The sequence below is a fragment of the Pseudomonas ovata genome, from assembly GCF_003131185.1.
In the GTDB taxonomy this organism is placed as follows: Bacteria; Pseudomonadota; Gammaproteobacteria; order Pseudomonadales; family Pseudomonadaceae; genus Aquipseudomonas; species Aquipseudomonas ovata.
This window is the reverse complement of the sequence record NZ_QFFU01000013.1, coordinates 95,788-108,100: the sequence shown is the minus strand read 5'-3', so window position 1 is coordinate 108,100 and position 12,313 is coordinate 95,788. Positions and strand designations below refer to the sequence as shown.

The window sequence follows — 12,313 nt, the reverse complement described above, 5'->3', positions numbered from 1 at the left end:
ACCGCTCATGTACACCCGTATCAGCTTGCTGCTCGGCCTGGGGCTGGCCTGCACCGTGGCCCAGGCCGCCGCCGGCATCGCCCAGCTCTATGCCCCGAAACTGCCTGAAGGCTCGGCCTGGGTGCGCGTGGTCAACCCGGCCGACACCGAACAACAGGTGCGCATCGGCACAGGGGCCGCCCAGGCCCTGTCGGCCCAGGCCATCGTCGCCAGCCCGTTCCAGGCGGTCGATGCCCGCAAGCCGCTGCCGATCACGGTCAACGGTCGAGCGCTGCGCGACCTGAAAGCACCGGCCAATGCCTTTGTCACCCTGATCCTGGACCGTGACCCGGCAGCCGCGCCACGCCTGGTCATCGACCCGCCGCCACGCGGCAAGGACCTCAAGGCCGAGCTCAACACCTATAACCTCAGCACCGGCTGCGCCCAGGCCGATATCAAGCTCGCCAACGGCGGCAGTGTGTTCAGCCAGGTGGCCTCCGGGGGCCAGGCCCAGCGCACCATCAACCCGGTGCAGGCCACCTTGATCGGCCACTGTGGCCAGGCCGCCAGCCTGCCGCTGCAACTGCAGCCCTTCCAGGCCGGTGACCGCTACAGCCTGTTCCTGGTCGGGACGGCGCAGAACCCGCGCCTGATCGGCCTAGTCGACAAGACCGCGCCATGAAGGCTGCCGTCCATCCTGCCCGTCGTGCCTGGTCCTCGTGCGTAGCCGCTGTGCTATTGAGCCTGTCAGGCACCGCCGCTCAAGCCGCCTCGGCGGTGATCGTCGGCCAGGACGGCTGGCTGTTTCCGGCCTGGGAAAGCCTGAGCCAGGTCGATAACGCCGGCCTTGCACGCAGCACCACCCTGGTCAGACAGGTGCAGCAGCGCCTGGCCCAGGCCAGGATCGAACTGGTGGTGCTGGTGGTGCCCATGAAAGCCCCGCTCTATGCCGCACGCCTGCCACAGGGCCAGGCCCTGAGTCCGGCGGTGTCCCAGCGCTACGAGCGCCTGCAAGGCGAGCTGAACAAGGCCGGGCTGACCACGCTCGACATCAAGCCGATCCTGCAACGTACCGAACACGGCGAGCAGACCGCGTTTTATCGCGCCGACTACCACTGGACCGCCTGGAGCGCCGAAAACACCGCCGACGCCACCGCGCAACTGATCAACCAGCGCTACCGTCTGACCGGTGCGCCGGGAGGTGGCGCGGTATTGGGCGAGTGGTTCGACAAACGCGCCTTTGGCGACCTGGCAGCCAACTTTTTGCCGGCCATCAAGCGCAAGGCAATCGGCCGCGACATCTACACCGTGCGCCATCAGGTCGAGAAAGACCTGCTGATCGACGACGCGCCGGCGCCAGTGCAGGTGATCGGCAACAGCTTCGTGCAGCCTTACCTGGGGTTCACGCAAAAGCTCTCCAACGCCCTGGACCGCCCGGTCAACCTGACCTGGAACCCCGGCGATGTGGGGCCATGGGCCACGCTGTTGCAGTACCTGGAGTCGCCGGACTTTGCCGAACACAAACCGCAGGTCATCGTCTGGCAATTCAACGAAGGTCAGTTCCACCTGGGCCCCGACGCCACCGCGCAATGGAACGCCAAGGGTGTGATCTCGTTGAACCTGTGGCAGCAACGCATCCAGAAGGCGCTCTGATTGAATATGTTCGGCCGCACCCTGAACCGCACCACTGCGGGCCTGCTCCTGCTGGCGCTGACCTTCGTCACCGGCACCACGCTGCTGTACGTCACCGCCGACAAGCCGCTGCAGCCTGGCATCGTCGGCATGGTCTGGCAGCCGGACAACGCCACCGTCGGCATTCGCGGCGACTGGCACACGCTGGGCGCCAGGGAACTGCTGGTGCAATGGTCGGTGGTCGACGACCAGGCGTTCATCCCCGGCACCGGCCTGCCCGGCGTACCGGTGATGCCCGACTGGCAGCGCATTGCCGGCGAGCCCTGGGCACAGGATGTGATCCTGGGGCTGGCCGGGTACTACAGCGAAAACCGCTCACGCGACAACATCGAGCACCTGGCGGCGTTGTCCGAAAAGGTGGCGAAGATCAAGACTCCACTGCATGTCACCGGCTGGTACTTTCCCGCCGAAGTCGACCCCAGCTGGACCCGCGCCAGCGAGCTGCCGGCGCTGCTGGCCAGACTGCCACGACCGCTGTGGATCAGCGTCTACGACGGCGCCAACATCGGCCCCGCCGCCACCGCCGAGTGGCTGCAGCAATGGCTGCCCGATGACATCGGCGTGTTCTTCCAGGACGGCGTCGGCGTCTACGCCCGCAGCGCCCCGGTGGCCCGCACCTACGCCGACGCGCTGAGCCAGCGCCTGGGCAAGCACCGTGTGCGCCTGATCGTCGAAGCCTTCCGCCCGCAGGTCGGCGGCGGCTTTCGCCCGGCGACCGTCGGCGAGCTCAAGCCCCAGTTGGCAGCCTATGACGGCTACCCGTTGTACCTGTTCGATGGGCCGCATTATGTGACGCCCGAATTGGTACAGCAGTTGGCGCGGTGAACGCCTGGAAGAGTTCGAGCCACGGGATGTGCGCCGGATTCAGATCGGCCATTACGAATTGCGCTATGAGATACAGGCCTCGACCATTTACCTGTTGCGCCTGTGGCACACACGCGAAGATCGCGCCCCTTATAAATAAAATAACTTACTGATTCTATTGGATATTAAATTAATTCCTGGCGGAGACTACCAGCCGCCTTGGCGGAGCGCTGTCGCGCAGCAAACACTGGTCTTATACCAGGCACGAGGTCCTGGGCGACATCAATCCTGCGGGAGGGGGCTCTGCTCCGGGCGGCGATCCGACGATGAGGCCGGTAAGGCCAACACACCTGCTGCGTCTGTTCCATCGCCATCGCCGGCAAGCCGCCTCCCACAGGAGGTGAATTCAATATCCAATAAAATCAGTAAATTATTTGGTGTTTGATGGGAGGCTGTCGAAACAACACGCCCTCACCCCAGATACCGCTTGCGGTACTCACTCGGCGACACACCAAAGCGCGCCTTGAAGGCCGTGGAAAAGTAGCTGTAGTCCGAGAACCCCCACGCGTAGCCCAGCGTCGACAGCGTCTGGGTCTGATGCGCGCTGCGCAGTGATTCGGCGCACAGGTCCAGGCGGCGGTTCTTGATGTACTGGGCGATGACCAGGTTCTTTCTGGCAAACAACCGGTACAGGCCACGCACCGAAACGCCGACTTCGGCGGCCACCAGGTCCGGGCACAGCGCTTCATTACCGATGTTTTCGTCGATGAAGTCCAGCGCCTTGCGCAACAGCCGCTCGTGGTTGTCGGTTTCGCGCCGGGCCACGCCGATGGCCGGTCGCAGCAAGTCAAGCACAGCACCCAGAATCGCCTCGCTTTCGGCAAAGCTCAGGCACGACTGGTGGGTCGAATCGAGGATCAGGCGGCTGGCCAGACTGGCCAGCGGTGAATGGCCCGGGATGCGCTGGGCGCAGCGCACTGCGGCAAACTGCAGGCTCTGCTCGACCAGCGGCCGGGGCAGGATCAACGACAATTGCCGGACATTTTCGCCATACAGCAGGCTGGCCGGGCGGGCCGCATCCAGCAGCGCGATGTCACCTGGTTGCAGCACGACGCTGTCCTGCTCCTGTTCCAGGCTGGCGCTGCCCTGCAGTTGAAAGACCGCGTAGTAATGGTTGTCGTCGCCGTGGGCCAGTTCGCGCGCCCCCCGGTAGAGCTGCACATCGTGTACATCAACAATGCTCAGCTTGAGGGCGCCGGAGCGATGCTCGCGCAGGGCACCGCCGTACTGTGCACCCAGCGGCCTGGCTGCGAAGGCACCACAGGCCTGGTTGACGTCATGCAGCCACGCCTGGAACTGATCGGTCTGTGTGCTCTGGAACATGCCCATGGCGTTTCGCCGCCTCGCCTGTCTTGTTGTATTTTATTGCACCCTTATCCCGATAAATACGGTGTTTGTCTACTGCCGCGCCTGTTGGCTGCGGCGGTTGACGGATGGCAACTCGCCAAACAACTTCTGGTATTCAAGGCTGAAATAACTGGGGTGTTCAAAGCCCCAATGCGCGGCAATGTCGGCAATGCCCAGTTGCGGGTCATGGCGCATGCTGCGTCGCGCCCCATTGAGTCGAACCGAGCGTAAATAGTGCACCGGACTGACCGCCGCCACCGATTGAAAACTGTATTGCAGGGTGCGCCGGGATACTTTCAGGCGCCGGCACAGATCGATCACACTGGGCGGCGCCTGGTATTCCTCCAGCAACCACTGGTGGCAGCGGTCGACGATATACCGCCGTGTGCCGGCACACGGCACTGCACGAGGTTCGCCCGCCAGGCTTTCCAGCCACTCGGCGGCCAGCAGGACCAGTTGCGTCTTCAGCTCGGCAGGCGGCGGCAGCTCACCCTCAAGCGCGACCAGCAACGGCTTGATGTCAGCGGCAAACCGGGCTGAGGTCACGTTGATATGCTGAATCACCGACGCGCTGTGCAGCCGCACCAGGGTTTCTTCATCCAGCACGCACGCCAGCATGGCGACCGGAATGGACAGGCACAGCACGTCCATCCCGGCCGGGCTGACCACACGCAGTTCTTCATGATCGGGCAGCAGACTGGGCTGCAGCACACGAATATCACCGTGTTCATCCCACTGCGGCCAGGCCAGCGGGACCAGGAGCGTGAGCGTCTGCGACGGAAGGCGCAGCGATTGCACCACCGAACGATTCAGGCGCTCGCGAAAGACCTGCACGCCATCGACCTGTGCCATGGCCAGCCAGCCGTCCAGCCGGCCGGGGCTGAGCTGGTCATAGCGCTGCTGCCAGCCCGGCAAGGCGTTGGCGTGCTCGTTGATGTCGGTGGTATGAACGCATTGGCGCATGGGCAAATCCGGAAAGCAGCTTCTGATAATCCGCAGGCTGAGACGGTCATTTCAAAATGTTGCAACACTCATGCCGCCCCTCTTAATGCGGTCTGCAGCGGCAACTAGCGAATAAAAACAGCCGCGGTCGCACGGTCATGCAGCTTCATCGAAGTTTTATTGCTCCCGCACGGTGCAGCGTTCTATTGCGCGCCTTTTGCACGGCCCTCATTCATCAATTGCCAATTTGTGTTACTTGCTCATGGCGCCGGCGGACTACAGTCAAGCCTTCATGATTTCACTCTTTAAACACTGACGCTGTTGTTGCTGTCACGCCCAACAAACTGCCTGGCAGGGATTCAAAAAAGCGTGAGCGTTGTTGTTACCAAAAGAACCATAAAAAATTTCCGACCGGCTCCTGAGGACTCACACCATGTTTAATGAACGACTCACCGGCCCGCGTATGGCACTCAGGCAACTGGCCCTGGCCGTGGCCATCGCCTCAGTGCCCATGCTGGCCCAGGCGCATGGTGGAGCGGCCGAAATGGTGCCGCTGCAATCGACTCTGGAAACGTTCGGTGCGCGGGTGAAGTGGGACGACTATGCCGACCTGTTCACCATCACCAAGGACGGCGCCTACGTGAAGGTCAAGCCGGGTGCCGCTGTGGCGCAGCTCAACGGCAAGCGCGTAGCGCTGGACGTGCCAGTGGTGTTCAAGGGCAAGACCGCCTACATGTCCAAGGACTTCATCAATCAGGTGTTCCAGTCCGGGCTCGACAAGACCTTCGTCGTCGAGTCCCTGCCGCACCCGCTCAACCCGCTCAGTGCACAGGAAATCGAGCAGGCCGTGGCCATCATCAAGGCTTCGGACAAGAACAAGCCGGATCTGCGTTTCAGCCTGATCACCCTCAACGAGCCGGAAAAGGCCAGGGTCTGGGATTTCGCCTTGACCGGCAAGGCGGTCAATCAGCCGCGCCAGGTCAACGTGACCATGCTGCACGGCCCGCATGTCATCGAGGCGCGCGTTGACCTGGTCAGCAAGCAGCTGTTGTCGTGGCAGCCGGTCGAGGGCGTGCATGGCATGGTCCTGCTCGATGACTTCGCCACCCTGCAATCGATCATCGAGACCAGCCCCGAATACGCCCAGGCCGTGGCCAAGCGCGGTATCACCGACATCAAGAAGGTGATCACCACGCCGTTGACCGTCGGCTATTTCGACAACAAGGATGGCCTTGAGCAGGATAAGCGCCTGCTCAAGGTGGTGGCCTACCAGGATGTCGGCGACGGCAACTACTGGGCCCACCCGATCGAGAACCTGGTGGCAGTGGTCGACCTGGGGCAGAAAAAGATCATCAAGATCGAAGACGATGGTGTGATTCCCGTGCCCATGGCTCCACGCGCCTACAACGGCAGCGACCGGGTCCAGGCCGCCGTCAAGCCGCTGGACATCATCGAGCCCGAAGGCAAGAACTACACCATCAAGGGCAACAGCATCCACTGGCAGAACTGGGACCTGCACCTGCGCCTGGATTCGCGGGTGGGGCCTGTGCTGTCCACAGTCAGCTACAACGACAAGGGCACCAAGCGCAAGGTCATGTACCAGGGCAACCTCGGCGGCATGGTCGTGCCTTACGGCGACCCGGACGTGGGCTGGTACTTCAAGGCCTACCTGGACTCGGGTGAATACGGCATGGGCACCCTCACCTCGCCGATCCAGCCGGGCAAGGACGCGCCCGACAACGCCGTGCTGCTCGACGCCACCATTGCCGACTACACCGGCGCGCCGACCACCATCCCGCGCGCCATCGCCATCTTCGAACGCTACGCCGGTCCCGAGTACAAGCACCAGGAAATGGGCCAGCCCAACGTCAGCGCCGAGCGCCGCGAACTGGTGATCCGCTGGGTCAGCACCGTGGGCAACTACGACTACATCTTCGACTGGGTCTTCCAGCAGAACGGCACCATCGGCATCAACGCCGGCGCCACCGGCATCGAAGCGGTCAAGGGCGTCACCACCCGCACCATGCGCGACAAGACCGCCGCCCATGACACCCAGTACGGCACGCTGATCGACCACAACATCGTCGGCACCACGCACCAGCACATCTACAACTTCCGCCTGGACATGGACGTCGACGGCGAAAACAACTCGCTGGTCGAGATGAACCCGGTGGTGGCCAGCAACGACCGTGGCGGGCCGCGCACCAGCACCATGCAGGTCAAGCAACGCACCGTGCCGGACGAGCAACAGGCCGTACAGAAGTTCGACCCCTCGACCATTCGCCTGCTGAGCAACCCGAGCAAGGAAAACAAGGTCGGCAACACCGTGTCATATCAGTTGATCCCGTATGCCGGCGGCACTCACCCGGTGGCCCAGGGCGCCAACTTCGGCAAGGATGAGTGGATCAACCACCGCCTGAGCTTCATGGACAAGCAGCTCTGGGTCTCGCGCTACAACCCGCAGGAACTCTACCCCGAGGGCCTCTATCCGAACCGCTCGGCCAAAGACACGGGCCTGGCGCAGTTCACCGCTGACAACCAGTCGATCGAAAACACCGACAACGTCGTGTGGCTGACCACCGGCACCACCCACGTGGCCCGTGCCGAGGAATGGCCGATCATGCCGACCGAATGGGTCAACGTGCTGCTAAAGCCATGGAACTTCTTTGACGAAACCCCGACGCTGGGGGCCTTGAAGAAGCCTTGAGGGACGTATCCTGCGGTAATGCGCAGGGTTAATGCCGATCAGTCAAGCCTCGACGCGGGCCTGTGGGAGGCAGCAAGCTGCCGGCGATGACTACGGAACAGACGCAGCAGATATATCGGCCTTGCCGGCCTCATCGTCGGATCGCCGCCCGCAGCAAGCCGCCTCCCACAGGATTGATGTAGCCCTGGGTTTTGTGCCTGACACCAGACTGTGGGAGGCGGCTTGCCGGCGATGACTATATGACAGGCGCAGCAGGTGTGTCTGTCTTGGGTCAGGGATCGGACGTGGAGGATCAATCGCCAGGGCGCACTGTCTGAATCAAGCCGGTATGCTGGCGATTGCCCGATCATCCTGACCGCTAGAAGGACCTGCCCCATGCGCCGCTCACTCCTGCTGCTCGCCGTCCTGGCCCTGCCCGTCCACGCCAAGGAGCCGCAATACAGCACCACCTACGACCGTTGTATCGACACTGCCGGTGGCGTGACCAGCGCCATGGTCGAGTGCATCGGTGCCGAGATCAAACGCCACGATGGCCGCCTGAACGCCCAGTACAAGGCCGCCATGGCCACGCTGGATAAAACGCAGCAAGACCTGCTGCTCGACGCCCAGCGCCAGTGGCTCAAATACCGCGACGCCAACTGCATGTTCTATGCCCAGCAGACCGGCGGCACGATGGACCGCATCAACAGCAGCAGCTGCGTGCTTGACGCCACGGCCCGCCGTGCCGATGAGCTGGAAGCGATTGCGGGGATGTAAAACATTGTGACGTCTGCCTCGGTCAATGAATTGATCGAGGACATCCGCAGAACACCCTTTACTGACACAGGCGAGCCAGAACCGTTGAAAGGTGATCGTTCAGGGTTCTGGTCACAGGCAGAGATAAATTGCTAGCTAGATAGCTATATATCTAGCTATTAGGTTCACCGCCGCCCCACCACCCCTTTGAAATACGCATACAACCCCTGCGCACTCTGGCGATAGCCATCGGCTGTCATATGCACCAGGTCCGGCCGGGCCAGGTCGCGAGCCTGCCAGCGTTCGATCGAGCAGTTGCCGCCCATGAACGCCTGCCAGTCCCAGAACAGCGCACTGGTCTGCGCGGCGACGCGGCGCTGGATCTGGATCACCTGGCGCAGGTGGTTGGCCTGCTTGTCTTCACAACGGGCCGCGCGTTTGTTGCGCACCGAATCTGGCGCACTGGTGACCAGCAGCACGGTACCGGGCAGCGCCTTGCGCAGCATCTGCAGGCGTTCCCTGAGGCGCTGCTCGTAGAGCACGGTGTCCAGGCTGTCGTCATAGGCTTCGTTGGTGCCATAGGCCAGGATCAACAGGTCCGGGCGCAAGGCCTTGAGGGTCTCCAGCCAGCCGGCCTGCCACTTGTCGACCACATCGAACGTCGCGCCATTGATACCCAGCGCCGAGTACTCGACGCCGGCGTTGCGCTGTGACTGCAGCAACCAGCCGCCAACCGCCAGACCGTTGCCGCTGGCAAAGCTCAGGTCCACCGGCAGGCGCACATTGTTGATCGGCTGGCTGAAGCGCCACTGGCCCTGGGTCACCGGCAGCGCCCTGGCCTGGGTCGCACTGTCGCGGGCCTGGAGGATCGTGCTGCGGCTGGCCTGGTACAGCGTCGACAGGCTGTAGCGCTGTTCATCCGGCTCGCGGCTGGCCAGGTTCACGCCGGGACGGCTGCTGAGCGGCACCGACAGATAGCCACCCAGCGGAAACTGCGAGCTCTGCTGGTTGCGGCTCGACACCAGGTCCCATTGGCGCTTGCCGGTGGTGATGATCACCTGGTCATAGCGCGTGCCAGGCACCGGTGTGGCGGCGATGAAGCCGATCCCGCCGTTACCGTAGTCCTGCTGGAACAGCCGACGCATTTCACCGCTGAACAGGTCGGCCGCGGTGTGCGAGTCGCCTAGCTGGACGATACTGACCCGTTTGCTCCGCGAGGCCTTGAGCTTGCTGGCCAACAACGCCAGGTTCGGGTCCTGCCGGGTGGCCGGCAACAGTGGCGTCCACGCCTTGGTCACGATGCGCTTGGGCGCGACGGGGGTTTCTGCCCGGGCTGTGCTGGTGCCCAGCGACAGGCCCAACAGCAGCAAACAAATGGCGTGCTTCAACTCAACGCTCCGATAAGCCAGGTTGGTGAACATCGATCAGGGTGAGCACCTTGTTGGCGATCAGTTTCTGGCCGAATGGCGTGAAGTGGATACCGTCATCCACGCGGATCTTGCTCTTCTTGCCGGCTTCGTCGGTCATATAGAACGAAAAATCTTCTGCCTGATAACCGAACACCTCGTTGGCCGACAGGTAGATCTGCTGGTACTGCTGCGCCTCGGTGCGGTACAGCTCGCGCAGATATTGCATGCCTGTGGAGAGCTTGGCCGCGTTCATGTTCGGTGGCCCGACCCAGATTACCTGCGCATCGAACTGCTGCGCCTGCTCGAGAATCGAGCGCACGCGCTGACGGTACAGCGCTTCCCAGGCCTCGCTCTTGAAGCGCAGGAACGGCTTGCCGCGCGACTCGGGCATGTCCCATGGATCGTTGGGCCCCAGGAAGATCACCATCAGGCGGATATTGCGATGCGCCTCCAGTGTTTCATGCACCGTCTGCGGCCAGTTGAAAAACCCTGGGTACGCCAGTCCGGTGCTCTGCTTGCTCAGGTTGATGCTCTTGATGTTGTAGCGCTTGAGCAGCGAATTGGCCAGGTGCGGCGCCACGCCCTGCATCAGCGAATCACCCACGAAGAACACCTCGTCACCCGGCTCCAGCACCACGTGTGGCGCACCTGGTGGTCGCCGGCGGTGCGGCGTGACGGGCACCACCGGTGCCGGTGACAGGGCCACGGCTGGTGCACCAGGTCCAGGTATTGAGGCAGGGACTGGGGCCGCCACTGCAGCAGGCTCCACCGGCTTGGGCCTGGCCGGCTCGGGCGTTGCGCCAGGCAGGGCAGCACTGTCGGCCGGCGCCACAAATCCTGGCGCGTCACGGGTTCCGGCGATGACCGTGACCGCAGCCACTGACGGCGGCAGTTCCACAACCGGCACGCCTGGCACCGCAGGTTCGACAGCCTCGTCCTGCGCTGTTCCGGGGGCGGCTTCATGCCCCGAAAGAGCGGCCACAAAGGCCTCGCGCCCCTGCCCCAGCGACCGGGTAATGTCCGCCCCCAGGCGCCAGGCCGGCAGCTCGCCCAGCCCCGGCAGTTCGCAACCGCTGTGGTACTTCTGCTGGCAATACAGGCGCATGGAATCCTGGTTCAGCCAGCTCAGGATGCCGATGACCACCAGCAGCATCATCAGGGTCTTGAGGGCAATGAACAGGCTGCGACCGGCCGTGGCGGTGTCAGAAACTGGCATAGATAAAACCCGGTACGCCGGCAGGCGAGGCAAAGATGACCACAGAAATGAACAGCCCCAGCACCACCGGATACAGCACCGCCGGAATTCGCTGGCTGGCCGCGAACAACTCACGCATGAAACTGACCCACGCCGGGTACAACAGCAGCATCACGCCACACGCCAGCACGCTGATGCCTGCTTCGCTGTCCAGCCCTTGCAGGGACAGGCCGCCCAGGCCCTTGAGCAATTCAATGGCGTCGTCCAGCGTCGCGCTGCGAAAGAAAATCCACGCCAGCGCCACGTAGTGAAAGGTCAACAGGCGGGCCAGCAGCCGCGCCACCGGGTGGTTCGACTCGCCCGGGCCCCAGGTTGCCCACAGCTTGTAGATCGCCAGCCCCACGCCGTGCAGCGCGCCCCAGACGATGAAATTGACACTTGCTCCATGCCACAGGCCGGAAATCAGCATGGCGATCATCATGTACAGCATGCCCAGCCACAGCCCGTGGCGGTTGCCGCCCAGGGGAATGTAGATGTAGTCACGGATGAAGCGCGACAGGCTGATGTGCCAGCGCGCCCAGAACTCCTTGAGGTTATGCGCCAGGTACGGGTAGTTGAAGTTCTCCGGCAGACGAAAGCCCAGCAGCAGCGCGATACCGGTCACCAGGTTGGTGTAGCCGCTGAAGTTGAAGTAGATCTGCAGCGAGTAGCCATAGACCGCCAGCAGGATCTGCTCGGCCGAACTGGCGGACGGTGTATCGAACACCGGGTCGACCCACTCATTGGCCAACCACGAACTGAGCAGGAACAACTTGACCGCCGCCAGGCCGATCAGTCCCAGCGCGCGGTAAGGGTCCAGCACCTGGCGCACCTCGGTCGGGCGAATCTGTGGCATGAAATGCAAGGCGCGGTTGACCGGCCCGGCAATCAGGCTGGGGAAAAACGCCAGGTACAAGGCCAGGTCCGGCAAAGCCACCGGCTTGAGCTCGCCACGATTGATCGACACCAGGTAGCTGACCGAGTGGAACACGTAGAACGACAGCCCCACCGGCAGCAGCAATTGCAGCACCGGCCACTGCAGCGGCAAGCCGGCGGCCTGCACGGCACTGGCCATCAGGTCCTGGTACTTGAAGGCATAGAAACAGCCCAGCACCACCGCCAGGATCAGGCCGCGGACAAACCAGCGGCCCGGCCAGCGCGCGCTCAAATGCCCCAGGCCGCACACCACCAAGGTGTAGCCCAACAGCACATAGAGAAAGTTCAGGCTGAAGGTTGCCAGGATGCCATAGCTGGCGGCCAGCAACAGCGCATTCTGTAAGCGCGTACTGGCACAAAGACACCAGTAAAGAATAAAAAAAGGCAGGAAAAACAGACCGAATTCGATCGAAAAATAGCTCATCAACGTAGTCCGTTACTTCAAAAATCAAGCGGGCTGGGGCGTTG

11 protein-coding genes and 1 pseudogene are annotated in these 12,313 nt (G+C 62.9%); 7 read left to right on the top strand and 5 right to left on the bottom strand.

Going from position 1 to position 12,313, the window contains the following annotated elements; genetic code table 11:
* Positions 1 to 7: 7 nt before the first annotated feature.
* From DGA31_RS18055 to DGA31_RS18040, 4 genes and pseudogenes are all read left to right on the top strand, one after another.
* The gene (locus tag DGA31_RS18055; protein ID WP_109513475.1) at positions 8 to 661 is read left to right on the top strand and encodes an alginate O-acetyltransferase AlgF; all 654 of its coding nucleotides are present in this window, start codon (positions 8 to 10) and stop codon (positions 659 to 661) included.
* Positions 658 to 1,632 carry an alginate O-acetyltransferase AlgX-related protein gene (locus DGA31_RS18050; protein ID WP_109513474.1) on the top strand — a complete coding sequence of 325 codons (975 nt, stop codon included), beginning with the start codon at positions 658 to 660 and terminating at the stop codon, positions 1,630 to 1,632. Before DGA31_RS18055 ends, DGA31_RS18050 begins: the two co-directional genes overlap by 4 nt.
* Entirely contained in the window at positions 1,633 to 2,496 is an 864-nt protein-coding gene (locus tag DGA31_RS18045; protein ID WP_161959202.1) for an alpha-amylase family protein, read from the top strand.
* A pseudogene (locus tag DGA31_RS18040) lies at positions 2,492 to 2,635 on the top strand (type II toxin-antitoxin system RelE/ParE family toxin); the annotation flags it as partial. The gene DGA31_RS18045 and the pseudogene DGA31_RS18040, both read left to right, overlap by 5 nt.
* Positions 2,636 to 2,946: 311 nt before the next feature.
* Here DGA31_RS18040 and feaR read toward each other — a convergent pair.
* Positions 2,947 to 3,864, bottom strand: a complete 918-nt coding sequence (gene feaR / locus DGA31_RS18035; protein ID WP_109513473.1) for a transcriptional regulator FeaR — start codon at positions 3,862 to 3,864, stop codon at positions 2,947 to 2,949.
* A 69-nt stretch (positions 3,865 to 3,933) separates the two neighbouring features.
* Positions 3,934 to 4,845 carry a helix-turn-helix domain-containing protein gene (locus DGA31_RS18030; RefSeq protein ID WP_109513472.1) on the bottom strand — a complete coding sequence of 304 codons (912 nt, stop codon included), beginning with the start codon at positions 4,843 to 4,845 and terminating at the stop codon, positions 3,934 to 3,936.
* 412 nt (positions 4,846 to 5,257) lie between these two features.
* Here DGA31_RS18030 and tynA point away from each other — a divergent pair, with 412 nt between their 5' ends.
* The 3 genes from tynA (at position 5,258) to DGA31_RS18015 (ending at position 8,422) form a co-directional block, all read left to right on the top strand.
* Entirely contained in the window at positions 5,258 to 7,531 is a 2,274-nt protein-coding gene (gene tynA, locus DGA31_RS18025) for a primary-amine oxidase (protein WP_109513471.1), read from the top strand.
* A 375-nt stretch (positions 7,532 to 7,906) separates the two neighbouring features.
* Positions 7,907 to 8,287 carry a lysozyme inhibitor LprI family protein gene (locus DGA31_RS18020; protein ID WP_082481329.1) on the top strand — a complete coding sequence of 127 codons (381 nt, stop codon included), beginning with the start codon at positions 7,907 to 7,909 and terminating at the stop codon, positions 8,285 to 8,287.
* Positions 8,288 to 8,293: 6 nt separating this feature from the next.
* Positions 8,294 to 8,422 carry a type II toxin-antitoxin system YoeB family toxin gene (locus tag DGA31_RS18015; protein ID WP_277749402.1) on the top strand — a complete coding sequence of 43 codons (129 nt, stop codon included), beginning with the start codon at positions 8,294 to 8,296 and terminating at the stop codon, positions 8,420 to 8,422.
* A gap of 29 nt (positions 8,423 to 8,451) precedes the next feature.
* Here DGA31_RS18015 and DGA31_RS18010 read toward each other — a convergent pair whose 3' ends face one another.
* From DGA31_RS18010 to DGA31_RS18000, 3 genes are read right to left on the bottom strand one after another with little or no spacing between them, the layout of a single operon-like run.
* Positions 8,452 to 9,654 carry an SGNH/GDSL hydrolase family protein gene (locus tag DGA31_RS18010; protein ID WP_236709367.1) on the bottom strand — a complete coding sequence of 401 codons (1,203 nt, stop codon included), beginning with the start codon at positions 9,652 to 9,654 and terminating at the stop codon, positions 8,452 to 8,454.
* A 1-nt stretch (position 9,655) separates the two neighbouring features.
* Positions 9,656 to 10,891, bottom strand: coding sequence for an SGNH/GDSL hydrolase family protein (locus DGA31_RS18005; RefSeq protein WP_109513469.1), 1,236 nt, complete (start codon positions 10,889 to 10,891; stop codon positions 9,656 to 9,658).
* Positions 10,878 to 12,269, bottom strand: coding sequence for an MBOAT family O-acyltransferase (locus DGA31_RS18000; RefSeq protein WP_109513468.1), 1,392 nt, complete (start codon positions 12,267 to 12,269; stop codon positions 10,878 to 10,880). The genes DGA31_RS18005 and DGA31_RS18000 overlap by 14 nt, the downstream gene beginning before the upstream one ends.
* Between the last annotated feature and the right edge of the window lie 44 nt (positions 12,270 to 12,313).

What these genes read in the sequence shown, in the direction of transcription:
- DGA31_RS18055 (WP_109513475.1), top strand. Translation starts at nt 8, where the DNA reads ATGTACACCCGTATCAGCTTGCTGCTCGGCCTGGGGCTGGCCTGCACC.
- DGA31_RS18050 (WP_109513474.1), top strand. Translation starts at nt 658, where the DNA reads ATGAAGGCTGCCGTCCATCCTGCCCGTCGTGCCTGGTCCTCGTGCGTA.
- feaR (WP_109513473.1), bottom strand. Translation starts at nt 3,864, where the DNA reads ATGGGCATGTTCCAGAGCACACAGACCGATCAGTTCCAGGCGTGGCTG.
- DGA31_RS18030 (WP_109513472.1), bottom strand. Translation starts at nt 4,845, where the DNA reads ATGCGCCAATGCGTTCATACCACCGACATCAACGAGCACGCCAACGCC.
- tynA (WP_109513471.1), top strand. Translation starts at nt 5,258, where the DNA reads ATGTTTAATGAACGACTCACCGGCCCGCGTATGGCACTCAGGCAACTG.
- DGA31_RS18020 (WP_082481329.1), top strand. Translation starts at nt 7,907, where the DNA reads ATGCGCCGCTCACTCCTGCTGCTCGCCGTCCTGGCCCTGCCCGTCCAC.
- DGA31_RS18005 (WP_109513469.1), bottom strand. Translation starts at nt 10,891, where the DNA reads ATGCCAGTTTCTGACACCGCCACGGCCGGTCGCAGCCTGTTCATTGCC.
- DGA31_RS18000 (WP_109513468.1), bottom strand. Translation starts at nt 12,269, where the DNA reads ATGAGCTATTTTTCGATCGAATTCGGTCTGTTTTTCCTGCCTTTTTTT.